This window comes from Pseudomonas sp. D2002 (assembly GCF_013385735.1).
Classification (GTDB): domain Bacteria; phylum Pseudomonadota; class Gammaproteobacteria; order Pseudomonadales; family Pseudomonadaceae; genus Aquipseudomonas.
In genome coordinates, this window is the sequence record NZ_JACAPL010000011.1 from 74035 (window position 1) to 98985 (window position 24951).

Annotated in this window: 25 protein-coding genes; 9 read left to right on the forward strand and 16 right to left on the reverse strand. The window is 60.1% G+C overall.

The genetic code is table 11. From position 1 onward, the window contains the following. Nucleotides 1-14: 14 nt before the first annotated feature. Complete coding sequence (locus HX783_RS21570) at nucleotides 15-509, forward strand: AAA family ATPase (protein WP_177018160.1); 495 nt, start codon at nucleotides 15-17, stop codon at nucleotides 507-509. 19 nt (nucleotides 510-528) lie between these two features. Here the strand turns inward: HX783_RS21570 and HX783_RS21575 are convergent, their stop codons facing one another. Continuing rightward, the gene (locus HX783_RS21575) at nucleotides 529-2115 is read right to left on the reverse strand and encodes a murein L,D-transpeptidase (RefSeq protein WP_177018161.1); all 1587 of its coding nucleotides are present in this window, start codon (nucleotides 2113-2115) and stop codon (nucleotides 529-531) included. Between the two features lie 38 nt (nucleotides 2116-2153). Here HX783_RS21575 and HX783_RS21580 point away from each other — a divergent pair, with 38 nt between their 5' ends. Further along, entirely contained in the window at nucleotides 2154-2867 is a 714-nt protein-coding gene (locus HX783_RS21580) for a murein L,D-transpeptidase catalytic domain family protein (protein WP_159957186.1), read from the forward strand. Nucleotides 2868-2897: 30 nt separating this feature from the next. Beyond that, the gene (locus HX783_RS21585) at nucleotides 2898-3644 is read left to right on the forward strand and encodes a creatininase family protein (protein ID WP_159957188.1); all 747 of its coding nucleotides are present in this window, start codon (nucleotides 2898-2900) and stop codon (nucleotides 3642-3644) included. Nucleotides 3645-3811: 167 nt separating this feature from the next. Here HX783_RS21585 and HX783_RS21590 read toward each other — a convergent pair whose 3' ends face one another. Then, the gene (locus HX783_RS21590) at nucleotides 3812-4153 is read right to left on the reverse strand and encodes a hypothetical protein (protein ID WP_159957190.1); all 342 of its coding nucleotides are present in this window, start codon (nucleotides 4151-4153) and stop codon (nucleotides 3812-3814) included. Between the two features lie 45 nt (nucleotides 4154-4198). After that, on the reverse strand, nucleotides 4199-4843 hold the full coding sequence (locus HX783_RS21595; RefSeq protein ID WP_177018162.1) for an ATPase: 645 nt from the start codon (nucleotides 4841-4843) through the stop codon (nucleotides 4199-4201). Between the two features lie 143 nt (nucleotides 4844-4986). Here HX783_RS21595 and HX783_RS21600 point away from each other — a divergent pair, with 143 nt between their 5' ends. After that, nucleotides 4987-5250, forward strand: a complete 264-nt coding sequence (locus tag HX783_RS21600) for a hypothetical protein (RefSeq protein ID WP_159957194.1) — start codon at nucleotides 4987-4989, stop codon at nucleotides 5248-5250. On the opposite strand, the gene HX783_RS21605 is transcribed toward HX783_RS21600, so the two are convergent. The 4 genes from HX783_RS21605 to yfcF form a co-directional block, all read right to left on the reverse strand. Then, nucleotides 5227-6060: an amidohydrolase gene (locus HX783_RS21605; RefSeq protein WP_177018163.1), complete on the reverse strand. Its 834-nt coding sequence runs from the start codon at nucleotides 6058-6060 to the stop codon at nucleotides 5227-5229. The two genes, HX783_RS21600 and HX783_RS21605, sit on opposite strands and share 24 nt — an antisense overlap. Nucleotides 6061-6087: 27 nt before the next feature. Next, nucleotides 6088-7368, reverse strand: a complete 1281-nt coding sequence (locus HX783_RS21610) for an MFS transporter (RefSeq protein WP_177018164.1) — start codon at nucleotides 7366-7368, stop codon at nucleotides 6088-6090. Between the two features lie 113 nt (nucleotides 7369-7481). Continuing rightward, nucleotides 7482-8213, reverse strand: coding sequence for a GntR family transcriptional regulator (locus HX783_RS21615; RefSeq protein WP_159957198.1), 732 nt, complete (start codon nucleotides 8211-8213; stop codon nucleotides 7482-7484). Between the two features lie 111 nt (nucleotides 8214-8324). Continuing rightward, nucleotides 8325-8957 carry a glutathione transferase gene (gene yfcF, locus HX783_RS21620; protein WP_177018165.1) on the reverse strand — a complete coding sequence of 211 codons (633 nt, stop codon included), beginning with the start codon at nucleotides 8955-8957 and terminating at the stop codon, nucleotides 8325-8327. 174 nt (nucleotides 8958-9131) lie between these two features. Between yfcF and HX783_RS21625 the strand changes: the two genes are divergently transcribed. Continuing rightward, a complete protein-coding gene (locus HX783_RS21625; RefSeq protein WP_177018166.1) occupies nucleotides 9132-10565 on the forward strand; it encodes a hypothetical protein in 1434 nt (477 codons plus the stop codon). On the opposite strand, the gene HX783_RS21630 is transcribed toward HX783_RS21625, so the two are convergent. Continuing rightward, a complete protein-coding gene (locus tag HX783_RS21630; RefSeq protein ID WP_371317700.1) occupies nucleotides 10562-11104 on the reverse strand; it encodes a DUF924 family protein in 543 nt (180 codons plus the stop codon). The genes HX783_RS21625 and HX783_RS21630 overlap by 4 nt on opposite strands. Before the next feature lie 141 nt (nucleotides 11105-11245). On the opposite strand from HX783_RS21630, the gene HX783_RS21635 reads away from it, so the two are divergent. Next, on the forward strand, nucleotides 11246-12292 hold the full coding sequence (locus HX783_RS21635) for a HoxN/HupN/NixA family nickel/cobalt transporter (RefSeq protein ID WP_177018168.1): 1047 nt from the start codon (nucleotides 11246-11248) through the stop codon (nucleotides 12290-12292). A gap of 136 nt (nucleotides 12293-12428) precedes the next feature. Here HX783_RS21635 and HX783_RS21640 read toward each other — a convergent pair whose 3' ends face one another. Then, complete coding sequence (locus tag HX783_RS21640; RefSeq protein WP_177018169.1) at nucleotides 12429-13034, reverse strand: LysE family translocator; 606 nt, start codon at nucleotides 13032-13034, stop codon at nucleotides 12429-12431. Nucleotides 13035-13187: 153 nt separating this feature from the next. Here HX783_RS21640 and HX783_RS21645 point away from each other — a divergent pair, with 153 nt between their 5' ends. The 3 genes from HX783_RS21645 (at nucleotide 13188) to HX783_RS21655 (ending at nucleotide 17602) form a co-directional block, all read left to right on the forward strand. After that, nucleotides 13188-14831: a sensor domain-containing diguanylate cyclase gene (locus tag HX783_RS21645; protein WP_177018170.1), complete on the forward strand. Its 1644-nt coding sequence runs from the start codon at nucleotides 13188-13190 to the stop codon at nucleotides 14829-14831. A gap of 164 nt (nucleotides 14832-14995) precedes the next feature. Beyond that, nucleotides 14996-15325 (forward strand): hypothetical protein, encoded by a 330-nt coding sequence (locus HX783_RS21650; protein ID WP_177018171.1) that lies wholly within the window; start codon nucleotides 14996-14998, stop codon nucleotides 15323-15325. A 327-nt stretch (nucleotides 15326-15652) separates the two neighbouring features. Continuing rightward, entirely contained in the window at nucleotides 15653-17602 is a 1950-nt protein-coding gene (locus HX783_RS21655; RefSeq protein WP_177018172.1) for a P-loop NTPase fold protein, read from the forward strand. Nucleotides 17603-17718: 116 nt separating this feature from the next. Here HX783_RS21655 and HX783_RS21660 read toward each other — a convergent pair whose 3' ends face one another. The 7 genes from HX783_RS21660 to HX783_RS21690 form a co-directional block, all read right to left on the reverse strand. Further along, nucleotides 17719-19038, reverse strand: a complete 1320-nt coding sequence (locus HX783_RS21660; protein ID WP_177018173.1) for an OprD family porin — start codon at nucleotides 19036-19038, stop codon at nucleotides 17719-17721. 137 nt (nucleotides 19039-19175) lie between these two features. Further along, nucleotides 19176-20009: a phosphodiesterase gene (locus tag HX783_RS21665; RefSeq protein ID WP_159957208.1), complete on the reverse strand. Its 834-nt coding sequence runs from the start codon at nucleotides 20007-20009 to the stop codon at nucleotides 19176-19178. Between the two features lie 9 nt (nucleotides 20010-20018). Continuing rightward, nucleotides 20019-21050, reverse strand: a complete 1032-nt coding sequence (locus HX783_RS21670) for an ABC transporter ATP-binding protein (RefSeq protein ID WP_177018174.1) — start codon at nucleotides 21048-21050, stop codon at nucleotides 20019-20021. Further along, the gene (locus HX783_RS21675) at nucleotides 21047-21841 is read right to left on the reverse strand and encodes an ABC transporter permease (protein ID WP_177018175.1); all 795 of its coding nucleotides are present in this window, start codon (nucleotides 21839-21841) and stop codon (nucleotides 21047-21049) included. The genes HX783_RS21670 and HX783_RS21675 overlap by 4 nt, the downstream gene beginning before the upstream one ends. Next, entirely contained in the window at nucleotides 21838-22656 is an 819-nt protein-coding gene (locus HX783_RS21680) for an ABC transporter permease (protein ID WP_177018176.1), read from the reverse strand. The genes HX783_RS21675 and HX783_RS21680 overlap by 4 nt, the downstream gene beginning before the upstream one ends. Further along, nucleotides 22657-23661, reverse strand: a complete 1005-nt coding sequence (locus HX783_RS21685; protein ID WP_177018177.1) for an ABC transporter substrate-binding protein — start codon at nucleotides 23659-23661, stop codon at nucleotides 22657-22659. It abuts the gene before it with no gap. Next, entirely contained in the window at nucleotides 23645-24664 is a 1020-nt protein-coding gene (locus HX783_RS21690; protein WP_177018178.1) for a LacI family DNA-binding transcriptional regulator, read from the reverse strand. The genes HX783_RS21685 and HX783_RS21690 overlap by 17 nt, the downstream gene beginning before the upstream one ends. Nucleotides 24665-24951: the final 287 nt, after the last annotated feature.

Genomic DNA, 24951 nt, shown 5'->3' on the forward strand with positions numbered 1-24951 from the left:
GCAAAGGATTGACCATGCTCATTGTGTTCAGCGGCCTGCCCGGCACCGGCAAAACCACGCTTGCCCGCGAGGTGGCGCGCCAGGCCGGCGCGGTTTACCTGCGTATCGATGTGATCGAACAAGCGCTGCGCGGTTCTGGCGTATTGGCCGGGGATGTGGGGGCCAGCGGCTATGGCGTGGCGAATGCGTTGGCGCTGAGCAATTTGCGCCTGGGCCACAAAGTCGTCGCCGATTGCGTGAACCCGGTCAAGGAAAGCCGCGCGGCGTGGCAGGCAGTGGCTACGACGGCGGGGGTTGAGTTGCTGGATATACAGGTGGTCTGTTCGGATCGGCAGGAGCATCGGCGCCGGGTTGAAAGTCGCGCAGGTGATATTCCTGGCCTGGTTCCGCCGAGTTGGCAGTCGGTGACGGCGCATGAATATGAGGTGTGGGATGAGGTGCCGCTGACGGTTGATACTGCGAGTGTGACGGTAGATCAGGCGGTCGCGTTGATCCTGACGCACATCTAACCTGTGGCAAGCCCACCCCCTAAAGCACCGCCCCCATCGCCTTCATCAACACCGGGTCGCGCCCGTAAATGTCCGGCGCGTACACCAGCCCGCCCTGGCGATCGACTTCCACTGTCCAATAGCCCAGCAACACCGGCACCGGCGTCGCCAGCCGGAATTCATGGGTCACGCCGGTGGCCAGCAACTCGTCGGTGCGCGTGCGTTCGGCCGGGGTCACCAGCAGGTCGCGCAGCAGCAACGGTTGCTCAACCCGCACACACCCGGAGCTGAACGCGCGCGGGCCTTTGGTAAACAGCGGCTGGCTGGGCGTGTCATGCAGGTACACCGAGTAAGGGTTGGGGAAGCGCATCACGATTTTACCCAGCGGGTTGCGCGGGCCGGCGTCCTGGCGCAGGAGAATATTGCCGGGGCGCGCCCAGTCGATCTGCTCAGGCGCCAGCGGGCGGCCTTCGGGGTCGAGCACTTGCAGGTTTTGCTGGCGCAAATACTCGGGGTTGAGGCGGATCGCCGGGAGTTTGTCCTCGCGCATGATGGTCGGCGGGATGGTCCAGGTCGGGTTCAGGGTCAGCCGGGTGATACGCGACTTCAGCAGCGGCGTCTGGCGTTCGGCGCGCCCGACTTGCAGGCGGGTTTGCCACACGGGGATGCCGCTCTGGTAAACGCTCAATTGCGCAGCGGCGACGTTGACCAGCACACCTTCAGGCTCCAGGTCCTGAGCCAGCCAGCGGAACCGCTCAAGGTTGATGCGCAGTTGGTCGCGGCGCATCGCCGGGCTGATATTCAGCTCGGCCACGGTGCCTGCGCCGATCACGCCGTCGGCCTGCAACGAATGGCTGAGCTGGAAGGCTTTGACTGCCTTGACCAGTTCGTCACGGTATTGCTTGCCATTGCCGGTGGGCGCCTTGGCCAGGTAGCCGCCACGGTATAAGCGTTGCGCCAGCTCCGGCACGCGTGGGTCTTCCATGCCGGGGCGCAGCAACGGGCCAGTGGCGACCGGGTCCCAATGCGGCAACGGTTGCAGGCGCACGGTGGCATAGGCATTGCGCAAACTGCGGTAAAGGTCGGCGCTGGGGCGCGCCTGGTCGAAGGCTTGGGCCATGTTTTGCAAGCCGCTGGCGGCGAAGGCCAGCACCTCGGTATTCGGGTCGCGGGTCGGCGGCTGGGAATGCCACAACGGTTCAAAGCGCGATTGCTGCAAGCGCCCGTAATGCAAATCCTGCAGGGCTTGCAGGTACTGGCGGCTGACGTCGATATCGCTGCACAGCACGTTGGCCGTGGCGTCCGCCGCAGGCAGGCTATAGTGGGTGGGGTCCAGGCCGTCGTCGGCGAGCATCAGCAACTGGGTGTTCAGGGCTTGGCGGCGATCATCGGCGGACCACAGCGGCACATCACCCTGCTGCTGGTAGAACGCTTGCAGGCGCGATTGGGCTGCGGCGTCGATGTGCGGGGCGAGGCTGGGGCAAACGCTGGGCAACTGCCCAAGGGCCTGTTGCAGCGGGCTGGCTGAAATAACCGGCACGGCGCCCACGGGCAGCTCATCGGCTGTCGCGACCAGTGGTGCAACGAGCAGGCAAATGCTCAAGTAACATGCGTGTTTTTTGAACAATTGACTGGCTCCAATCCACAGCGGGGGACGTTTTGTAGATGCTGACTTTCATGTGCCGCTTCGGTTTGATCACCGTCACCCTGGCCGCGCTGAGCAATTTTGCGCTCGCCGCCAATGGGAATACTCCTAACTTGTATAGCAGCCTGGCGCGCTCGGCTCCAGAACTCAATCCCACCGTGCTGAAAAGCGCCCTGAACGCCGTGCAGTGCGCGGTCAATAATGGCGAGGAACGCTCAGAACGCCTGGCGGTTATTGACTACTCCCAACCTTCGACCGCTCGTCGGCTGTGGATCTTTGACCTACGCAAAAAGACTTTGGTGCTGCGCGACCTGGTGGCCCACGGGGCAAAATCCGGGGAAAACTTCGCCACCCAATTTTCCAATCGTGAAGGCAGCCACCAGTCCAGCCTGGGCTTGTTCCGCACCCAGGAAAGCTACCTGGGCACCCACGGCTACTCGTTGCGCATGGACGGCCTGGAGCCGGGTTTCAATGATCAGGCCCGCGACCGCGCACTGGTCATTCACGCCGCCGACTACGTAAGCCCCTTATGGAGCAAGCGCGAAGGCCGCATCGGCCGCAGCCAGGGTTGCCCGGCCGTACGCCCGCAGGTGGCGCGCCAGGTGGTGGACAAGCTCAAGGATGGGCAGTTCATGTTTTCCTGGTACCCCGACCAGCACTGGTTGAAGTCCTCAACCTATCTCAATTGCAAGCCCCAACAGGTGGCGAGTAGTCGTACAATCCGTGGTGGTTAGCCTGTCCCCACAGATAAAAGAGAGCGTCGCATGCTTCTACACCACTCCACCTGGATCGAGATCGGGCAGTTTCTGGAACGCAGCCGCACGGTGGTGATTCCCATCGGCTCCAACGAGCAACACGGCCCCACCGGCCTGCTGGGCACTGACTGGATGTGCCCGGAGATCATTGCCCATGAGGCGCAGAAGAACGCCGACATCCTGATCGGCCCGACCTTCAATATCGGCATGGCCCAGCATCATTTGGGTTTTCCCGGCACCATTTCGCTGCGCCCTTCCACCTTTATTGCCGCGATTGGCGACTGGGTGCGTTCGCTGGCCGGGCATGGTTTCGACAAGATCCTGTTTCTGAACGGCCACGGCGGCAATATCGCCACCATTGAGGCGGCATTCTCCGAGCTGTACGCCGAGGCCAGCTTCGCCCGCCGCCCGGCCGGTTTCGCGCTGAAGCTGGTGAACTGGTGGGATCTGGAAGGCGTCACCGACCTGGCTCAACGCCAATTCCCGGTCGGCCACGGCAGCCATGCCACGCCGTCGGAAATTGCAGTGACGCAGTGGGCGTACGCGGATTCGATCAAGTCCGCCGAGTATTCACCCCAAATTGCCAACACCGGGCCAATTCGCGAAGCGCTGGACTTCCGCGCACGCTTCCCCGACGGGCGCATGGGGTCGGACCCGGCCCTGGCGACGGTGGAAAAAGGCGGTGAGTTGGTGGCGTTGGCGGCTCAAGGGCTGGTCAAGACCGTGAACAGCTTCAGCAGCGAAGCGAAGCCCTAGGCCGCACCCATAGAACAATGTGGGAGCAAGCTTGTGTGGCGAGCAAGCTTGCTTGCGGTGGGGTGCGCAGCGCCCCCAAAAAAGCAGGGGCGCTGCGCACCCCAACGGGAGCAAGCTCCCTCGCCACACAAGCCAGCTCCCACAGAAGAGTTGTGTGTGGTCTTGGATTACTTGCAATCCTGCGCCGACATTTCCAGCCGCGACGGCTTGATCGCCGAGGCCAGCGGCTTGCGCTCGTACAGGAAGACTTTGGTGCCGTCCTGGGACTTGTAGGCCTCCAGCACGTCATCGGCGGCAATCTTGCTGGTCAACACCACCTTGGCGTGACGCGAGTTCTGCGTCACAGTCGAGGAAATGCCGTGTTTTTCAAGCTTGGGCAGTACGCATTGCACGTAGCTTTCGGGCGACTTGTCGGTTTGCAGCGTCAAGGTCGGAGCGTTGGGAGCAGTGATACAACCGGTCAACAACAAAGAAGCAAAAGCCAGGGCCGGGACGAAAAAAGAGCGCATAAACATTCCTGAAAATAACCAATAGGGTTCACATCGATCCGCACATCATCCGGCGCGGACCAGGGCCTTGAGCGATGCGTCGAACTGCTTCAACGCATCAAGCTGCACATCACGTTGCTGTTCAATCTGCGCGGCAATTTCCGGGGCCGCTTTGTCGTGCGCCCATACCGACGGCACCTGTTTGTGCACCGAACCTTCGGCCTTGGCGATGTATTGCAGGTCCGCATCATAGAACCGTGCAACAAAGCGCGCCTCGACCACGTCGTTACGCTGGGTCAGCAGTTGGTTATGGGTATCGAGCATCACCACCACATCGGGGTGAGCCTGCACCAGTTCATCCAGGCTGCTATAGACCGTGACGATACGAAAAGTGCCCTGCAATGAATTCATCAGCCAATCAATCGCCAGCTCCGGGTCGGAACTGTTGACGAACGCCTCGCGGATGCGCCCGTCAAGGGCATCCTTGGCGCCGTTCATGGCCATGGCGTGGTAGCGTTCAAGGTAACTGAGGTTGTCGCGGGTGTTTTCGCTGTACAACACACCCACCGACTGCACGTGCTGCAGGGAGTCTACGCTACCGACGAGTGGCAGCAAATGGCCCGTACGCAGATCATCAGCAATTGCCGGGTTAGCCAGCACCGCAGTGCCGAGCATCAGCATCATTAAACCCAGTTGGATTATCGTCCTCATCGCGCATTTCCTTGAACAGCGTCTCGATGGGGGGATTGTCCGCCTTTGGCACAAAAACAGAACTTGTGATCCTTGATGGTGACTATCATTTGAACCGATAGTGTCGGGAATCGCGATCTCTATAAAACGATAAGGACCTTGCCATGAAGCCCCACCAGAAAATCTTCGACCGCATCCGCGAAGCCGTTTTGCCGGAGTTTCGCGAGCGGGTCGCCGATTACCTGGTCGACTATGAAAACGTGCTGCAGGACGCAGCCGCCGATGCCGACCAGCGCTACGCCAGCGCCCAGCAATTGCGCGGTTACCTGCGCGGCTTGAACACCACGCGGGTTCTCGGAATGGCAGATTGGGAAGACCTCGACCGTCGTGTGGAACAGGCTTCGCTACACGTGCTCGAAGCCGAATAACCGGCTGGGCGTGTCGATCAGCAAAGCCTGCTGCACCGACGTCGAAAAACCCAGCGCCTGGCGTTGCTCCACCACACTGGCATAGCTGATACGGTTTTCGTGCTGGGTATGCGGCCAGTCACTGCCCCACACCAGGCGCTCAAGGCCAAAGCTCTGCGCCAGCAAGGGCATGGCCGCACGGGCAAACTCGAGGTTTTGCTCTGGGGCGCCGGCCAAGCGGTAGATGCCCGAGACCTTCAGCCAAACCTGCCCGCTTGCGCCCAACGCCAGCAATTCGCCGAACGCGGGCTGATCAACGCCGCGCCGCGCGTCCGGGCGCCCGAAGTGATCAATCACCAGCTTGACCCCGAATGGCAACAACTGACGCACCAGGTGCGGCAGGTCGTCCAGCTCGCGGTGCAGCTCCACATGCCAACCCAGCTCGACTAACCGCTGGAAAAACACCGCCCAGCCCGGCTCGGCGAAGTCCGGCAGCGGCTGCCCCACCAGGTTCAACCGCACCCCGACCACACCCTGGCGAGCCATGGCCTGCAGGGTCTCGGGCGCGACCTGCCGGTCGACAACCACTACCCCGCGCAACCGGTCAGGCGCCTGCTGCAAAGCACCCAGCAGATAGCGGTTGTCAGTGCCGAGAAAACTCGGCTGCACCAAGACACCATGGCTCAAACCATTGGCGTGCAGATGTTCGAGGTAATCCGCCAGTGTGGCGTCGTAACCCGGCGTGTAGCGGCGCCCGCCGGCGAGGGTCAGCATGTGGCTGAACACATGGGCGTGGGCGTCGATGCCGGTGAGGGTGCGGTTATCAAGCATGGTTTTATCGTTCACCAAAAAAGAAGTTCAAGCCTGGGCACGCTGGCCAACCGGGGCACAGTCGGCAGGCGCGGCTTCGAGGACACGGCCACGGGTTTCCGGCAGGCACAAGGCGGCAATCACCGCGACGCCGTAGGCAATCCCGGCATCAATGCCAATCGCCGAGCCCAGGGACATCGAGTCACTCATATGCCCCACCAGAAACGGGAACACGGCGGACAACACGCGCCCGAAGTTGTAGCAAAAACCCACGCCGGCACCGCGTACGTCTGCCGGGTACAACTCGTTGAACAGCGCCCCCAGGCTGGCGGGAATACCCGCCGCGAAAAAGCCCAGCGGGAAACCGAGGAAGAGCATCTGGGTATTGGTCAGCGGCAGGAACACATAGGCCTGCACGGTGACCACGCAGCACAGCGCAAACAGCACGATATTCTTGCGTCGGCCAATGCGGTCGATTAGCAAACCACTGACTACGCAGCCACACCAGAACGCGAAGATGATCACCGCCAGGTAGCCACCGGAATTAAGCACCGACAGGTTGCGCTCGGTCTTGAGAAAGGTCGGCAGCCAGGTCATCACCGCGTGGTAGCCGCCGTGGGCGCCCAGGCCGAGCAAGCCGCCGAACAGCGTGACGCGGATCAAGTCAGGGCGAAAAATGCCGGCCAGGGACTTGAAGAAGCTCTGCGGGATCGCCTGTTCTTTTTGCAGGCGCTGGAAGCTGTCAGGCTCCTCGACATTGCGCCGCACCCAGATGATCAGGAATGCCGGCAACAAGCCGACCACGAACATCACTCGCCAGGCCATGTCCTGGGGCACAAACGAATAGATCAGCGCAAACACCCCGACCGCCACGCCCCAGCCCACGGCCCAGGCGCTTTGCACCGTGCCCATGACCTTGCCGCGATACTTCGGGTTGATGGTTTCGGCCATCAACACCGCGCCCGCCGCCCACTCACCGCCGATGCCGAAGCCCTGCAGCGCCTTGACGATCAGCAACTGGTTGAAGCCGGTAACAAACGCCGACAAAAACGTGAAGAACGAAAACCACACAATCATCCATTGCAAGGTGCGCACGCGGCCGTAGCGGTCGGACAGCGTGCCGCCGACCCAGCCGCCGATGGCCGAGGTGATCAGCGTGACACCGCTGATCAACCCCGCATCGCCCTTGGTCAAGGCAAACGCGGCAATCAGTGCCGGAATCGCCAGGCCGAACATTTGCACTTCCAGTGCGTCGAGTGACCAGCCGCCGAAGCAGGCCCAAAACGTTTTGCGCTCGCGAGGAGTGACTTGGCGATACCAACTGAACATGATTTCTTATCCTTATAGGTCAAACGCAAGGCAGCCGAACGCGAACCGCGCCGCAGCCGAGCCAGGGGTGGCAAACATTAGGAATGTGGGGCGAGCCGTAGCCCGCCCGCGCGTCAGCGAATATCCACGCGGTAACGGAAATGTTCGGCATGCCCACGCGAGCGTCGCCACTCCAGCGGTTGCCCGGCGTAATCGCGGGCCAGCCGTTCAATCACCACCACCGGGCTGTGCACCGGCACCTGCAGCAGGCGTGCGTACACATCGTTGACGGCTTCGGCGGTGAGGGTCTCCTCGGCGGAGGCCACCACTTGCCCGCAAACACTTTCATAAATCGGATAAAGCAACGGCCCTTGCTGCGCCAGGTCGATGTCGAGCAAGGCCTGGAAACGCGTGCGCGGCAGCCAGATTTCTTCGGCCAGCAGCGGCTGCACCTCCAGCAACCGTGTACGCACGATACGAATCACCTGGGCGTCGGGCGCCAGGCCCAATGCTTCACTCACCGCCGAGGGCGCGGCCAGGGATTCAATCGAAAGGATGCGGCTCTCCGGCACCTGCCGTTCGCCAGAGGGGCCCTGAAAGCGAAAAAAACGGAACAACGAGGACTGGAATTGCGGCCGGCGCACAAACGTACCGCGGCCCTGCTGACGCTCAAGAATGCCTTCGCTCACCAGCGCATCCACCGCCTTGCGCACGGTGCCGGTGGACAGTTCGTACTCGGCGGACAGCACCGCTTCAGTCGGGATGGCTTCACCGGGGCGCCAGCGATTGTTGGCGATCTGCTCAACCAAGTGGTCGCGCAGGCGTTGATAAAGCGGCAGGCGGGCATCACTGGACAGCGTATTCATGGGGCACATTCACTTTGTTATTTAGTCATATATATGAATATGCGCCGAGTATTTGCCCGCCGAGTGACGGCTGTCAAGCGCGTCACCTTAAGCAGAAGATGAATGGTCGGCTTACAACGCCGGGCGTTGCAGGTTGACCCACGCCTGCACGGACGGCCGCTGCCACTGACGCCGGGCATAGGCGACCAACTCGGCCGGTACGCTGTCACCGTTGAGGATCAAGCGATTGAGCATCACCGCCAGGTCCACGTCGGCAATCGACCATTCACCGAACAGGTAGTCCGGCTCGCCCGCCAGCAACGCCTGCGCCGCAGCGATCAACTTGCCCGCCGCCACTTCGGCCGCAGAAGACAACGGCGGCATCTTCTGGCCGTAGAACACCACCAGCGTCGAGCGCTCCTGGCGAATCGGCAGCAAATCGCTGCGCAACCACGCCTGCACCTGGCGCGCCCTCGCCCGCTGCTTTGGGTCTTTCGGGTAGACCGCTGTCTGGGGATACACCTCGTCCAGGTATTCGCAGATCGCCGAAGATTCCGACAGTGCAAAGTCGCCCTCCACCAACGTCGGCACGCGCTGGGTCAGGGACAGTTGGGCGTAGTCGGTGGCCTGGTTGTGTGCGGCGTCCAGGTCGAGGGTGAGCGTGTCGAACGCCAGGCCTTTCTCACGCAGGGTCACGAACACGGACATGGCGTAGGGGCTGGTGAACTGGGCATCCACATAGAGGCGTAACGGGCTCGGGGGCATGGCGGGTCTCCTTGGGTGAAAACCCACGCTACGAGATGCACGGCAATAAAGACAATGGCGGTTTTTTATGGGGCCATTCCTGGCGGGAATAGCCCCGATAGTGGCAATATCGTAGCGATTCGCTAGTCTGCGAACACGCCCCGCCATTAGAAGCGTTCAAGGAAAGATCAGCTTATGAAACAAGCAGTTGTCGTCATTCACGGGATCGGCGAGCAGCGCCCGATGGACACCCTGCATGGCTTTGTGGATGCAATGATTGCCGCCGACACACAAGGCGGCAGCCCCCTGTATTGGAGCAAGCCGGACAGGTTGTCGCGCAATTTTGACCTGCGCGTATTGAAGTCGTCAGGCCGCACCAGCACGGATTTCTACGAGTACTACTGGGCGCACAAGATGCAAGGCACAAAAGTCGGCCACTTGCTCGGTTGGCTCTGGGACATTTTCAAGCGCCCCCGTCACGACATCCCGGAGGCTATCGTGCCGATCTGGCGCACCACGCGCTGGGCCGTGATGCTGCTGTTGGTGCTGATTGCCAGCGGCACCCTCGCGACCGCCTGGGGCCAGTTCGAACACACCGACAACCCTTTCGCACTGGTGCCGCTGCTGCTGGCCGCCATCGGCCTGGGGCTGCGCTATTCCGCACTGTCCTACCTGGGCGACGCCGCGCGTTACCTCAGCCCCAACCCGCAGAACGTGGTGGTGCGTGAGCAGATTCGCGCCGACGGCGTGGCCTTGCTGCGCGCGCTGCACAATAAGGGCGACTACGACCGCATCATCGTGGTCGGCCACAGCCTGGGCAGTGTGATTGCCTACGATATCGTCGGCTACCTCTGGCACGAACACCACGATCAACTGACCAAGGTCATCCCCAGCAATCGCGAACTGGCCAGCCGCTATGCCGATCACGAAGCGTTGCAACCGGTGATCAAAGACACACTGCCTAAGGCCGGCGCAGCGCTGGACGGCAGCCTCGGCAGCACCTTGAAGTTTCGCGAGCAGCAGGCCGAAGCCTTTATCGAACAGCGCGGCCTGGGCAACCCATGGCGCATCACTGATCTGGTCACCGTCGGCAGCCCGATGGCCCACGCCAGCCTGTTGCTGGGACGCAGCGTGAGTGACTTCAAAAAGCGCATGGAACGCCGCGAAGCCCCGGCCTGCCCGCCGACCGAGGACGAAAAAGGCTACGGCTACAATGCGCGCCAGCCAGTGATGCTCGGCCAACAGCCGTTCACGCCGTACTACCTGCACCACGCGGCGGCGTTTGCGGTGACGCGCTGGACCAACCTGTACTTCCCGGCGCCGTTTGGCCTGTTCGGCGACATCGTCGGCGGCCCGGTCAAGCCGGTGATGGGCGCAGGCGTGCTGGATTTGCCGGTGACCGTGGGCAAGGGCAAAGGCTGGCTCGCACGTTCATGGCTCAGCCACACCCACTACTGGAGCGAGCGCGGCGGTGCCCAAGGCTACCTGGGTGCACTCACCACAGATGAACACGCGATCACCCAAGGCCCGCGCCCGTCGGCCACCGAAGCGTTGCGCTGGGCGGTCGACCTCAAGGGCCTGCGGCGTTTTCGCCCGGCCCGCGCCAGGGAAAGCCTGGCGCAGGCTTAGCCGGCAAAACCGCCTTTATCCAGAAACTCACGCTCTTGTTCAGTGGTTACGCGGGCCAACACCTCATTGCGATGCGGGAAGCGCCCAAACCGCTCGATGATCGCGGCATGCTCCTTGGCCCAGTGGTAGGTGTTGGCATCCAGGTGCTGATTGAGGGCCAACGAGCGCTGTTGATCGGCCGGATCTTCCGAGTGTTCAAACGGCAGATAACAGAATGCGCGCAGCTCGGGTTCGATCAACTGGTCCAGCCCGGCGTCGACCATGCGCTGCGCGTACAGGCGCGCCAGCGGGTCGGTGGCAAACATATGCGCGGTGCCGCGAAAGGCGTTGCGCGGGTACTGATCCAGCAAAATCAGCAAGGCCAGCGCGCCGTGCGCAGTATCCAGCCAACCTTCCAGCTCGCGCCGCGCAGCCTGCATGTGCGTGGTGTGGAATGTGTCACGAAACGCCGCGTCGAAGGCGTCGTCCTTGGCAAACCAGCGCTTGGGCCCCGCCTGCTTCCAGAATTCAATCACCGCCTCGGCCGGTTGCCCGTTCATGCTCGTCATCCTTACCGCCCTCTTTTGCGCAGAGAAAGCCCTGCAAATTTCATCATTGACGCCATAAGAATCCATTAAGTTTCCCCTCTGGAGCCGCTCCCGCGTCGGAGCGGTCGCGCCACCGCACATAGGGTTTACCTGATGATCCACCGTCTTGCCCAGGTTTTCAGTGATTCCAACAACCAAGTGCGCAGCAAGCTGTTTGGCATTTATGGCCTCTTGATCGCCATTAACGTCGGCGCCTGGCTCTGGGCGCTGGTGGCGTTTCATGAGCATCCGGTGTTACTCAGTACCGCCCTGCTCGCCTACAGTTTCGGCCTGCGCCACGCAGTGGACGCCGACCATATCGCCGCCATCGACAACGCCACCCGCAAGCTGATGCAGGAGAAAAAGCGGCCGGTGGCCGTGGGGTTCTTTTTCTCCCTGGGGCATTCGTCGGTGGTGGTGCTGGCCTCGATTGCCGTGGCCTTTACCGCCGCTACTCTGAAGGAGCATTTCGAGGCGTTCAAGGCCGTCGGCGGTGTGATTGGCACGTCGGTGTCGGCGCTGTTTCTGCTGGTGATCGCGCTGATGAACCTGGTGATCCTGCGTTCAATCTACAAAGCCTGGCGCCACGTGCGCCAGGGCGGCGCCTACGTCGACGAGGATTTCGACCTGCTGCTGGCTGATCGCGGTTTTATGGCGCGCATCTTTCGCCCGCTGTTTCGCCTGATCAGCCGCAGTTGGCACTTATACCCGTTGGGGTTTCTGTTCGGCCTGGGGTTTGATACCGCCACCGAAATCGCCCTGCTGGGCATTTCCGCCACGCAAGCGGCGCAGGGCTTGTCGCCGTGGTCGATCATGGTGTTCCCGCTGCTGTTCAGCGCCGGCATGTCGCTGGTGGACACGCTGGACGGCCACCTGATGCTCGGCGCTTACGGCTGGGCGTACATGAAGCCGATCCGCAAGATCTACTACAACATGAGCATCACCTTGGTGTCGGTGGTAGTGGCCGTGATCATCGGCAGCATCGAAGCCTTGGGGCTGATCGCGGATCAGCTGGAACTCAAGGGAAGTTTCTGGGGCTTTATCGGCAGCCTGAACGACAGTTTCGGGATGCTGGGCTACATCATCATCGGGATCTTTATCGCCAGTTGGGCGGCGTCGGTGTTGCTGTATCGCTTGAAGGGGTTTGACCGGCTCGCCTGAGGTGGCTGATTAAGCATTTCGTGGCGAGCGGGCTTGCCCCGCGCTGGGCTGCAAAGCAGCCCCAATACAGGCGCCGCAGAGTGGCAGAGAACGCGGGCGCCTGGTTTCGGGGTACATACTGCCCCACACCCTTTACCTAAGCGCCGGTGATGTGCAGATAGAACGCGTGAAGCATGAAATACGCACAGCCAGCCAGCGCCAAACCCATGCAGCGGTTGAACACAGTAAACGCCGTCGCCCCGTTGATCCGCCGTCCCAGCACCGCGCCCAGCAAGGCATAGACCCAAGGCGCACCGACCGCGCCGAGCCCGAGCAACGCCGACACTCCGGCGATGGACGCCCCGGTAATATGCGCCGCCGGCAACATCACACTGGTAATCGGCAACACCGCGACGATGCCCTTTGGGTTGAGCAACTGAATCACCAGGCCATTCCAGAACGTGAGGGCCTTGGCGGGCGCGCTTGAAGCGTCTTCAACCACCGTGCGGGCCGTGAACACTTGGTAGGCCAGGTACAGCGTGTAAATACCGCCGACCAGTGAGATATACGGCAGCGCCGCCTGGGAAATAATCGCCTCGCCGGTGTAGCCGAACAGCACGAACATCAGCAGCATCGCGCAGCCCACGCCGAAGTAGAACCCGCTGGAGCGACGGAACTTGCCAGTGAGGCCAGCGTTAAGCCCCATTAAATTCACGGGACCCGGGCTGTACATGACGCTGAAGGCGTAGAGGAAAATGTCCATGGAGAACCTGCAGTAGAAGAAGTCAGGCGAGTCTACTGAGGCGGTTGGCGTTGAATCTTGTACGTTTGTGGTTGCGCCTTGCTGGCCTGCCGCTGGCTGTTCCCCATCCATTGCGCATACCATGGGCCAAAATAAACACTCAAATGAGCCCCCATGATCACAGCCAGCCTGCGCAGTCACCTGACCTTATGGTTTGCCGGTTTATCACTGCTCACCCTGTTGATCGTAGGCTTTTATGTCGGGCATATCGCCACCGAGCAGATGAAGCAGGCCAGCGGCAATTCGCTGCTCGGCACGGCGCGCTCGACAGCCGCGCTATTGGCCGTTCAGTTGCGCGAGCGCCAACTGGAAGTGTCGCTGCTGAGCAAGGCACCGGTGCTGCGCAAGGGCGACCTGGACGCGCCGGAAATCATGACCCTGATGGAACTGCGCACCCAGTCACGCGCCGAGTACGCGTGGATGGGCGTGGCCGATGCCGAGGGCCGCGTGCGCCAGGCGGTCAACGGCTTGCTGGTGAATCAATCGGTGCAACAACGGCCCTGGTTCCAGGCAGGCATGCGCGGCGAATACACCGGCGATCCCCACGAAGCCGTGTTGCTCGCCAAGCTGCTACCGGGCGCGGCGAATGGCGAGCCGTTGCGGTTTATCGACTTTGCCGCGCCGATTCGCAATGCCAAAGGCGAGACGATTGGCGTACTCGGTGCCCATGCGCACTGGAGTTGGGTGACGCAAATCGTCGATTCGGCAGTGATGCAAAAGGACGCCACGTCCAACATTGAAGCCCTGATCATCGACTTCGACGGCAAGGTGCTTTACCCCGAGATACTGGCCGGGGAACAAATGCCGCCCGCCAGCCTGCGCGCACCGTCGGGCTGGACCAGCGGCAACGGTTACGTCAGCGCATCGGTGGCCGTGCCAAGCCCCTCGAACGCCAACCTGTCCTGGTACATCGTGGTGCGCCAACCGCTGGACATCGCGCTGCAACCAGCGCGGGTGCTGCTCTACAAATTGCTGATGCTCGGCGTGCTCGCCGCCATCGTGTTCGGGCTGGTGGCGTACTACCTGGCGTCGAGCCTGAGCCGGCCCATCGAACGCCTGGCCAGGTCGGCCAAGCAAGTGCAAGACCAGAAGCCCGGCGCCGTCTTCCCCCAAGAGCATTCGGTGCTGGAAATCGCGCAACTGGGCCAATCCATCAGCAGCATGACCCAGTCACTGCTCAGCAAAGAGCGCGAGCTGCAAGACGCCAACGCGTCCCTGGAAGCCACCGTCGCCCAACGCACCGCCGACCTCACCCAGGCAAATGCCGACCTGCTGAAACTGGCCACCCACGACGCCCTCACCGGCGTCTTCAACCGCCGCCGCTTCGACGAAAAACTTGCCGAGAACAGCCTGCTGTTCCAGCGCACCGGACGTGCCTTCGCCTTACTGCTGATCGACGCCGACTACTTCAAACGCGTCAACGACACGTTTGGCCACGCCGTCGGCGACGACGTGCTGTGCCAACTGGCGGCGCTGATCGAAAGCACCACCCGCGCCACCGACTTTGTCGCGCGTTACGGCGGTGAAGAATTTGCGGTATTGCTGCCGGAAGTCGAAGAACCCGACAGCCCCGACGTGGTCGCCGAGAAAATCCGTGCGGCCGTGGCGACCGCACAGTTTCCGACAGTGGGCCAGGTGACAGTGAGTATTGGGGTGAGTATCGCGCAGCCTACGGACCGTGATTCGCTGGCGCTGCTCAAGCGGGCGGACATGCAATTGTATGAAGCCAAGGGCGCAGGCAGAAACCGCGTGGCGTAAGACCCACCCAAACCCCTTGTGGCGAGGGAGCTTGCTCCCGTTGGGCTGCACAGCGGCCCCAAAACCAGACACCGCGGTGAGACAGCCAAAATCGATCTAGCCACATGGGGCCGCTTCGCAGCCCAACGGGAGCAAGCTCCCTCGCCACAGGTAAATAAGCCGACATGAAAAGAGTTGCCCAACCCAGTGAAGACTTTTCGATACGCAAACTGGAAGAACTCCCTGTGCAGCTCCGCGCGCTGGAAACGCAGGCTGTCGCCGAAGGGTTCAGGTTCATGACGCGGCTGATCAGCGAATGGGAAAACTATACGAATCGGTTTGATCAGCCCGGTGAATGCCTTTTGGACGTATTCCGTAACGGCGAGTTGATTGGCATCGGCGGGGTCTCCCGCGAGACCTTCGCCGGTCCGGGGGTAGCTCGGCTACTTCGGATATACATCGCACCCGCACGCGAGGACAGCGAATCGGCAAGGCCTTGGTGGAGCAGCTACTGAAATGAGACCTCCAGTCGCGCCGTCAAGTATATGGGTCAGTATTGTTATGGGAATCGCGCAACCTTCGGGCCGCGATGCGCTCGCTCCGTTCAAACGCGAATAGGCAGATGCTGAGGCCAAGAGTGCTGACAGCAACCAGGTGGCTTGAAAGCACCACGGTATAGAAGCCCTCCTAAGGGTGAAGATCAAACTTCAGCAAAAACAAGAACGCCATAATTTGAGTATACGTCGGCAGCCCCGAAACTATAATATGTCTTTTTACTAGCAGCCCGCCGACTTCGGCATTATAGAAAGGGATTAGTTTTGGACGCAAGGAAGCCAAAAATCGTGAAAGAACAAAGCCTTCAAACATCAAACACCGAACAAAAAGACGAAACCAATGAAAGCTTACAATCAGTCGAGCCACAAAATGCAGCGTCAGAAAAAAAGAATATCAACCAACCTATCATCGACAACATCAACTTTTATTTAAATCAAGAGAGCACTGAATACGCTTTCCTGATTTCCGGCGAATGGGGATCCGGAAAAACTCACTTTATAGACTCTTACATAAAAACCTTTAAAAACGAGGAAAACAAAATAATCAAAATAAGCCTTTTCGGCTTAAATAGCACTTCAGATATAGATTCAAAAATATTTCAGGAACTCCACCCTGTCCTAGGGTCTGATTCTGCCAAACTGGTGGGAAACATCCTTAAGGGCGCTCTCAGTTTTGGATTCAAATTTGACCTCAATAATAACAACAAAGACGATTCAAGCGGCAATGTTAAATTTGATAAACTCGATTTTTTTGGCGCCCTCACCGATCATTCTAAGAAAACTAAACAGCTCGTCATATGTCTCGATGACATAGAGAGGACCGGCATCCCTCAGAAAGAATTGCTCGGCTATATAAATCATCTCGTTGAAACGTTAAAAATTCACGTCATACTCATCGCCAATGAAAAAACAATACTCGACAACGACGAAAAGAAAACCTACGTAAAATTTAAAGAAAAAGTCATTGGTAAAACCTTTCAAGTCAAACATGACCACGATGAAATAATCAGCAGCTTTCTCCAGGCTTCAAAATGCAAACCCTTACTAAACTCAAAAGAAAAAATCAAAGACATCTATCTATTGTCCGATTCAAAAAATCTTCGAAATTTCAAACAATCAATACTTGACTTCGAATATTTTTCAAGCCACATCAACGAAGAATACCTAACACACTCAACCTTTTGTGATTTGCTTGTGTGGACTTTTTTTTCGTTAAACATCGAAATCAAAAGCGGCATGCTTGATGAAGCCAGCTTACGAAAAAACATACCATTCTCTCTTGGCTCCGGAGCCGAAGGCGCCGCAAGAGACATTCACAAAAAATACTTCAAAGAGCTTAATACTCAGATATATAGCGCCGAACTCTGGGCCGATGTATTTTTTAACGGAAATTTTGACGACATCAATACCGTCACGTCAAAGCTAGCTTTCTTTGTGGAAAAAGTGGAGGACCAGCAACCTGACTGGGTCAAGCTACTAAGTTTCGAAGAACTGGAAGACGACGTTTTTGTTCAGCTGCGTGAAGGGCTAGAGCGCTCCTTGGACGAAGATATTAAAGACAGCCCAGCTGTGTACCTGCACATGATTGGTTTAGCCATCCACTTCAATCAGAACGGCTTGAGCAATATAAACCTGGAAAAACTTGAAGCAACTGTCAAGAAAAAGGTCAACCTGATTGGCTGCAATGAACTATGGAACAAGGAGGAGCTCAATGAAAGGTTCTCATACAACGGCACCGGTTTCAGGTACCTTAGCGAAGAAGACCCACGCTTTATCTCGCTCAGAAAAATAGTCACAGACAAAGCAAATAAGGAATACAAAAACCAACAAAAATACAACAACAAAAAATCTTTAGCCCTGCTATCAGAGCTGATATTAACCAGTATAAAAAAAGTCGACATCGAGACCCTTACAAAAATATTTAATAAGGATTACCACACCAAGCCGATCCTGGAGACGGTTAGCTTCATATCGTTTGCCTGCGCAATTTCAAGTTCCAAAAACTTTTTCATTAAAGAGCTGGCAACTATTATTTATGTTCGGTACGAAAACAGCAGGTTTCCGGAAGCAAAACCTATTAGCCATTATCTATCCAAAGAGCTATCTTTTTGGCGCTCGGTCCAAAAGGAACTGAATAAAAATATCAGCGACTCCCCACCACTAAAAAAATATACGCTTAAGAATTTTAATGAAGGAGCTGTCTCCTATGCAATCAAACAACTCTCCTCACCCGACTAATTAGACCGTAGCAATCGTTTACCCTTGACCTGTATAAGTCCAGGGTAAACGCCCACTCACATCTTTTAATCCATGGAGTTATAATCTCCCGATTTGTCTCATGTACATAAACCCTACTACAGCAACGGAATCGAATAACTCACAAACACCCGATTCTGATCCTGGTCCCGCGCCACTTCACTGCGCGACACACCGTTACGCCAGCCGAACCCGACGTTTTTGAATGTGCCGCTTTGCACCACGTAATCCAGGGAGATGTCCCGCTCCCACTCGCTGGCAGTGTTGCCGGCGGTGGTGAGGATGTGGTCGCCTTTCAAGTACATCACCGACGCCTTCAGGCCGGGCAGGCCCAGCGCGACGAAGTCGTAGGCGTATTGCGCAAACGCGGTGCGCTCGCCGGCCTGGATGAAGGTCTGCACGGTGCGGTCGGTGTAGAGGTACAGGCTGGAGCCGCCCTCGCCTTTGTTGACCAGGCCGCCCTGGTTGAGTTGGGCGAAGTTGCTGTCGTCGGAGACTTGCTGATAGCCCGCCGTGATCGCATGCGGGCCCAACGAGTAAATGAACGCGGCGCTCCAGGTGTTGTTGTCGATTTCGCCGTTGCCGTTCTTGGTATAGCCGCTGAACTTATAGCCTTCGGCACGCCCGGCGGCGCTGCTGTTCTTGCCGTCGGAAGTGGTATTGAAGTAACGCAGGTCGGTTTTCAATGAGCCGTAGTCACCCAACGGCAATACATGGATCAAACCGGCAAAGTGCTGTTGGTAATAGTCTTCGAGGTTGGCGTAGTAATACTGGACCAGCAGGTCCTTGTTCACTTGGTAATCCAAACCTGCATAGTTGAATTTATTGCTCTCTTGAGTGCCGCCCGCCGCCGCCAGGCCGCTGCGGTCGCTGGAGCCACGGCCGGTGGTGTGTTGCAACTGGCCGCCGATCAGGGTCAGGTTGTCGATGTCTTTGCTGGTGATCTGCCCGCCTTCGAAGGATTGCGGCAACAGGCGGCCATCGTTGCTGACCAGGATCGGCAGGTTCGGGCGCAAGTAACCGTAGCGCAGCTCGGTCTTGGCAAAACGCGCTTTGGCCGTCGCGCCACCGCGCGCCCAGCTGTCGGCGGCCTTGCCGTCATCGTTGGGGATCATCGAGCTGCCCACATGGCGGCCGGCCCCGCTGTCGAGGGTCACGCCGAGCATGCCGACGGCATCCAGACCAAAACCGACGGTGCCATCGGTGAAACCCGATTGGTAGTTGAGGATAAACGCCTGGCCCCACTCTTCGGTCTTCGACGGTGCGGCAGTGCCGTCGCGGTTGTCGTTATTGAAGTAGAAGTTGCGCATGTTCAAGTTGGCTGTGCTGTCGCTCAGGAAATCAGCCGAGGCCAAGGGGCTCAGGGCAATGCCCAGGCCGCCGGTCAATACGCTTAGTGCATTCAAAGTGGCTTTCATCAGGACGAACTCCGGCGCGGAATCCAAGTTCCGGGCGCATAAAAAGGGCAGCAGGATGCACGCGGCCAAACTCGGTTGGCCGCCGCGTTAACGAACGTTTAAGTGCTTAGTTGAGTGAAGTGAACCTCCGTAAAACCTCAGTCAATCAATCCATGAGCGTCATAAAACGGATACGGTCCCGGGTAATCCCCGAACACGCCGTTGTGGCTGATCAAACCCTGCTGTTCATCCCAGCGGTGCAGCAAGTAGCCCGCCGGTTCCAGGTTGAAATGCGCAGGCGCAGCGTCTTGCAGGTCGAGCACGATCTGGTGCGAAGTGCCGGGGCATACACAACTCAGGCTGCCGCCGAACCGCCGTTGCATCGGCCGGTGCAGGTGCCCGCACAACAGCCGTTCCACTTGCGGGTGGCGGGCGACCACTTGCTCCAGGGCGGCGGCGTTGATAAAGGGCTCGCGGTCCATATGGCCGATGCCGCTGATAAACGGCGGGTGATGCAGGATCAGCAAGGTCGGGGCCTCGGGGCGCAGTGCCAATTGCGCGTCGAGCCACTGCAACTGGCTGTCGAGCAGTTGGCCGCCATGGCCACCGGGAATGGTCGAATCGAGACCGATCAACCGCAACGGGTGTTTATCCACGACCCAATCCAGCGGGCCGTCTGCCGACGCGGGTAAATAGGCGTGATCAGCGAAGGCCTCCAGCAACGGCCCGCGTGTGTCGTGGTTGCCGGGCACCAGGTAGCACGGCATGTGCAGGCGCGCCAATTCCGGGTGCAGCACGGCGTATTCATCGGCGCGGCCGAAGTCCACCAGGTCGCCGCTGATCACCACGATATCGGGGCGTGGGTAACTGGCGTTCAGATGGTCGACGGCGCGGCGCAGCGCGCCCAGGGTATCGACCACGCCATAGGTGAGGCGGTTGCCGGCTTTAAGGTGCAGGTCGCTGATTTGAGCAACTACAAACGGACGGTTCAAAATAAAGACTCACGTATTCAGGGTGAACAACATGTGCGGCGCAATCGCCAGGGCAATCGGCGCGCCGACGCGGTGCAGTTGGTTGTCGCTGCTGTCCACCAGCAACGGTTGCGGGCCGCCGACATCCACCAGCAGGCGGCTTTGCGCGCCCTGGAAGAACTGCGCCAACAGATGGCCGTGCAAATGCCCTTCGTCTTCCATGACACGCAGGTGTTCGGGGCGGCAGTAGACAGTGCTCGGTAAGTCGGCGGTGTGCCAGGGCAGCTCACCGCCGCAGACTTTCAGGCCATGGGCGCTGCGCTCCAGCACCGTGAAGGCATTGAGGTTGCCGACGAAGCCTGCGACGAATGCATTGGCCGGTTGCTGGTAGATTTCCCGTGGGCTGGCCAGTTGCGCCACGCGCCCCTGCTCCATCACCAGAATGCGGTCGCCCAGGGCCATGGCTTCGCCCTGATCATGGGTGACGAACACCGAGGTAATGCCAAGCCCGCGCAGCAGTTGATCCAACTCACTGCGCAGGCGCTCGCGCAATTGCGCATCCAGGGCTGCCAACGGCTCATCAAGCAACAGCACTTTGGGGCGCGGCGCGAGCGCGCGGGCCAAGGCCACACGCTGACGCTGGCCGCCCGAGAGTTCATGGATGCTGCGCTGGCCGTGGTGCTGCAAGCCCACCAGTTCCAATAATTCCTCGCAGCGCTTGTTACGCTCAGGCGCGGGAACACCGCGAATCTTCAAGCCGTAGACAATGTTGCCGGCCACGTCCAGGTTGGGAAACAGCGCGTAATTCTGGAACACCATGCCCACATCACGCCGCTCGATGGGCAGACGGGTGACGTCCTGGTCGCCGAAAAACACTTGGCCCACGTCCGGGCGCTCCAGCCCCGCAATCAGGCGCAAGGTGGTGGTTTTGCCACAGCCGGATGGGCCGAGAATCGCCAGGGTTTCGCCGCCTTCGACGGTCAGGTTCAGGTCATGCACGGCCACGGTGCCGTCGGCGAATGCCTTGCGACAGCCCTGCAGGCGGATAGTGATAGCGGTCATCGACGCTCTCCACGGGACAAACGGGCACTGATGGCCTGCAGCGCAATCAGCAGCGGCACGATCATCAGCAAAAAGATAAGGGTGTAGGCGCTGGCGATTTCCAGGCGCGCCGAGGCGTAGCTGTCGGCCAGGCCCACGGGCAGCGTCTTGGTCATCGGCGTGTGCAGCATCCAGGTCAGGTTGAATTCACCCAGGCTCAGGGTCACCACCATCAGCACACCGGCGAGAATTCCCGCCCGGCAGTTGGGCACCACCACGCTGAAAAAGCGCTTGATCGGTCCGGCGCCAAGGCTGGCGGCGGCCTCCTCCAACACCGGCAGTTGCTGGCGTTGCATCACCGCCATCACCGGGCGTACGAGGAACGGCAAGGTGAACAGCACATGGCCGACGAGGATGAACAACCAACTGCTGCGGAAACTGCCGAACTGACCATAAGTCAGCAGCAACGCCAGCGCACTGGCCAGCCCCGGCATTGCCACCGGCAGCACCATCAGTTCCTCAAAGGCACGGCTGAAGCGGTTGTTCATCCGCACCAGCGCATAGGCTGCCGGCACGCCGATCACACAGACGCACACCGCACAGGCCACGGCCAGTTGCAGCGACAACCACACGGTCGGCGAATAGGCCTGCCACACCTGCACCAGCCAGTCGAAGGTCAAGCCGCTGGACAGGCCAACGAAGAAGTTACGCGTCAACCCGGCCAGTAATGACATCAGCACCGGCACCAACATGAAGGCGCACACCAGCAAGGTGAACAGCAGTTGAATCACAAACAGCGATGAGCGCTTCACAGGACCGTCCCCGCGTTTTTCACCAGGCGGCGCGTGAGCAGCAACACCGCCCAGGTCACCGCACCGAGCACCACCGACAGTGCGGCGGCGACGGCAAAGTTGGCGTAATTGGTGAACACGTTGTAGATCGCCACCGGGGTGACGTTGAGTCGCGTACCCAAGGTAAAGGCCGTGCCGAATGCGCCCATGGACGTGGCAAAGCAAATCGCCCCGCAGGACGCCAATGCCGGCGCGAGGCCCGGCACAATCACGTCGCACACCACGCGCCAATGCCCTGCGCCCAACGAATGCGCAGCTTCCTCAAGGCTGCGGTCGAGGCTTTCGCACGCGGCCATCACCGTGAGAATCACCCGTGGGATCGAGAAGTACAGGTAGCCGACAAACAACCCCGCCAGCGAGTAGGCGAAGATCCAGCGCTCACCGGCCAGTTGCAGGCCCAGGGCCGCAAACAGGCCTTGGCGCCCGGCCAGCACGATCACCAAAAAGCCCACCACCACGCCGGGAAACGCCAGGGGAAAAGTGAGCAAGGCCACCAATGCCGAACGGCCAAAGAACTGCTGCCGTGCGAGAAACACGCCGCTGATTCCGCCAATCAGCAACGCCGCAAGCGTCACGACAACAGCCAGCACACAGGTTTGCGCCAGGCTGCCCAAATACTGCGTGCTGCTCAGCACCTGCCAATAACCACTGCCGTTGCTGTCGCGGCTCTCGGCGCCGAGCACCACCAAGTGCGCCAGCGGCAACAGCCAGAACGCGAGCAGCACCGCAAACGCCGGGGCCAATGCCCAGGCGGCCTGTTTTGCCGATGTGGCCACTTACTTGACCTCGTTCAGGTAACGGGCGGCGAAGGCTTCCTGCACGGCGGCCATTTTTTCGTAGTCCACCACACCGGCACGCGCGTAATCACTGTCGGGCAGGAACTGCGCGGCGACGTCGGCCGGCATTTTCATTGGGCGCACCGGGCGCAGGTAGGCCTTGGCCCACAGCGCCTGGCCTTCATCAGAGAGCACGAAATCGAGGACCTTCTCGGCGTTCGCGCGGTGCGGCGCGTTGGCCACCAGGCTCATCACGTACGGCACGCTGATGCTGCCCTCTTTGGGGATCACGAACGCGACGTTGGCGTTGTCCTTGTAACGGGCGCGGTAGGCGTTGAAGTCGTAGTCCACCAGGATCGGCAGCTCACCGGACAGCACCCGCGCATAGGCGGTTTGCTTGGGCACGATGGGCGCGTTTTTGGCCAGCTTCTGGAAGTAGTCGATGGCCGGGGCGAAGTTATCCAGGTCGCCACCCAGGGCGCGGTTGATCGCCACGGCGGAGACGTAGCCGACGAAGGCGCTGGACGGGTCGAGGTAACCGACCATGCCTTTGTATTCAGGTTTGAGCAGGTCAGCCCAGCTTTGCGGCACCGGCAAGCCGCCCAGCGCATCGACGTTGACCATGATGCCCAAGGTGCCCGAGTGGATCGCAAACCAGTGCCCGGCCGGGTCTTTCAAGCCGGCGGGGATCTGCTCCCAGCCCTTGGGCTTGTAGGTGCCGACCACCTCGGCTTTTTGCGCCTGCAGGCCGAAGGTCACGCCGTAATACACCACGTCCGCCACCGGCGCGGCCTTTTCGGCCACCAACTGCGCCAGGGACTGGCCGGAGTTTTTGTTGTCCAGCGGCACTTGCACGCCGGTGCTGGCGGCGATGGCCTTTAGCTGGCTGCCCCAGTCGGCCCAGTCCGGCGGGCAGTTGTAGCAAATCGCGGTTTCGGCGGCCTGGGCCAGGCTGGCCAAGCCGCACAGCAGCACAGCTGCCAGGGTTTTACTGAACGCGCGCATCAGGTGTCTCCTCAAGGGGTTGAGTGCTGTCGCCGGGCCGGATATGGCACGGCAGGCAATGGGAAATCGGAGCGTTGCCGGCGATTTGCGCCAGCAGTTGATCAATCACAGTGCTGGCCAACAGGCCGATGGGCTGCACCACGCTGCACAGCGTCGGGTGCATCTGGGTGCCGAGGGCGATGCCGTCAAAGCCCATCACCGAGAGTTGCTCGGGCACATTCCAGGCGTTGCGGCGCAGCTCGGCGATCAGGCTGATCGCGAGGAAATCGTTGGAACACACCAGCGCAGTCGGCGCCTGCGGGCCTTGGAGAAACGGCTCGATTGCCGCGAACTCGGCCTGGGTGTGGGCCGGCATTTCAATCACGGCACGGCTTCTAAGACCGTACTCGCGCATTGCGTCGCAATAACCGGCGTAGCGCAGCCGGGCGCGGTCGGACTGCAACGCGGGGCCGGCGACCATGCTGATGCGCCGGTGCCCCGCTTCCAGCAGATAACGCGTGGCCAGGGCCATGCCCGCGCGGTTGTCGACCGACACCGCGCTGTAGTTGGGGTTGCTCGGCTGGTGATAGGCCAGCACGAACGGGGTTTGTTCGTTGGCAAGGCTGTTGAGCACGCTGTTGCTTTCGGCGTCGGTGACCGTCAGCACCAGGCCATCGACACGCTGGCGCAGCAATTCTTCCACCACGATGCTTTCGCGCTCGCTGCTGTAGTCGGTGGTCGCCAGCAACAGGCTGTAGCCGCGCAGTCGGGCGGCTCGCTCCATGGCCTGGAACTGCTCGGCGAACACCGGGTTGAGCAGGTTGGGCACCACCACGCCGATCAGGTTGGTGGTTTGCAGGCGCAGCTGGCGGCCGAGCAAGTTAGGCCGAAAGCCCAACTCGCGGGCGGCGGCGAACACCTGTTCACGGGTGGCCGGGCGCACTTGGTCGGGGGAGGCAAAGGTGCGGGCGGCAGTGGCACGGGATACCCCGGCCAGCTGCGCAACGTCTTTCAGGTCGGTCATTGTCACTCGCTTTGAGATCGATCTCATTGGCGAGGACAGTAGCGATCAAATATGGCATTCCAGTGGTAAGGTGATGACAGTTTTACGGCAGTTATTGGCGCTATGTCCGCGGATACACAGCTCCAAATGTGGAAGCGGGCTTGCTCGCGAATGCGGCGGTGCAGTAAAAAAACCTGTGACTGACACACCGCCTTCGCGAGCAAGCCCGCTCCCACACTGATCCGGGATATACCCATAGATAGTCATACTTCGCCGCTACGATTAAAAATCGGGCGCAGCAAAATCCG

What these genes read in the sequence shown, in the direction of transcription:
- HX783_RS21640 (WP_177018169.1), bottom strand. Translation starts at nt 13,034, where the DNA reads ATGGACATTTTCCTCTACGCCTTCAGCGTCATGTACAGCCCGGGTCCC.
- HX783_RS21690 (WP_177018178.1), bottom strand. Translation starts at nt 24,664, where the DNA reads ATGACCGACCTGAAAGACGTTGCGCAGCTGGCCGGGGTATCCCGTGCC.
- HX783_RS21585 (WP_159957188.1), top strand. Translation starts at nt 2,898, where the DNA reads ATGCTTCTACACCACTCCACCTGGATCGAGATCGGGCAGTTTCTGGAA.
- HX783_RS21650 (WP_177018171.1), top strand. Translation starts at nt 14,996, where the DNA reads ATGAAAAGAGTTGCCCAACCCAGTGAAGACTTTTCGATACGCAAACTG.
- HX783_RS21625 (WP_177018166.1), top strand. Translation starts at nt 9,132, where the DNA reads ATGAAACAAGCAGTTGTCGTCATTCACGGGATCGGCGAGCAGCGCCCG.
- HX783_RS21600 (WP_159957194.1), top strand. Translation starts at nt 4,987, where the DNA reads ATGAAGCCCCACCAGAAAATCTTCGACCGCATCCGCGAAGCCGTTTTG.
- HX783_RS21630 (WP_371317700.1), bottom strand. Translation starts at nt 11,104, where the DNA reads ATGAACGGGCAACCGGCCGAGGCGGTGATTGAATTCTGGAAGCAGGCG.
- HX783_RS21580 (WP_159957186.1), top strand. Translation starts at nt 2,154, where the DNA reads ATGCTGACTTTCATGTGCCGCTTCGGTTTGATCACCGTCACCCTGGCC.
- HX783_RS21615 (WP_159957198.1), bottom strand. Translation starts at nt 8,213, where the DNA reads ATGAATACGCTGTCCAGTGATGCCCGCCTGCCGCTTTATCAACGCCTG.
- HX783_RS21570 (WP_177018160.1), top strand. Translation starts at nt 15, where the DNA reads ATGCTCATTGTGTTCAGCGGCCTGCCCGGCACCGGCAAAACCACGCTT.
- yfcF (WP_177018165.1), bottom strand. Translation starts at nt 8,957, where the DNA reads ATGCCCCCGAGCCCGTTACGCCTCTATGTGGATGCCCAGTTCACCAGC.
- HX783_RS21670 (WP_177018174.1), bottom strand. Translation starts at nt 21,050, where the DNA reads ATGACCGCTATCACTATCCGCCTGCAGGGCTGTCGCAAGGCATTCGCC.
- HX783_RS21645 (WP_177018170.1), top strand. Translation starts at nt 13,188, where the DNA reads ATGATCACAGCCAGCCTGCGCAGTCACCTGACCTTATGGTTTGCCGGT.
- HX783_RS21660 (WP_177018173.1), bottom strand. Translation starts at nt 19,038, where the DNA reads ATGAAAGCCACTTTGAATGCACTAAGCGTATTGACCGGCGGCCTGGGC.
- HX783_RS21610 (WP_177018164.1), bottom strand. Translation starts at nt 7,368, where the DNA reads ATGTTCAGTTGGTATCGCCAAGTCACTCCTCGCGAGCGCAAAACGTTT.
- HX783_RS21635 (WP_177018168.1), top strand. Translation starts at nt 11,246, where the DNA reads ATGATCCACCGTCTTGCCCAGGTTTTCAGTGATTCCAACAACCAAGTG.
- HX783_RS21605 (WP_177018163.1), bottom strand. Translation starts at nt 6,060, where the DNA reads ATGCTTGATAACCGCACCCTCACCGGCATCGACGCCCACGCCCATGTG.
- HX783_RS21685 (WP_177018177.1), bottom strand. Translation starts at nt 23,661, where the DNA reads ATGCGCGCGTTCAGTAAAACCCTGGCAGCTGTGCTGCTGTGCGGCTTG.
- HX783_RS21590 (WP_159957190.1), bottom strand. Translation starts at nt 4,153, where the DNA reads ATGCGCTCTTTTTTCGTCCCGGCCCTGGCTTTTGCTTCTTTGTTGTTG.
- HX783_RS21595 (WP_177018162.1), bottom strand. Translation starts at nt 4,843, where the DNA reads ATGAGGACGATAATCCAACTGGGTTTAATGATGCTGATGCTCGGCACT.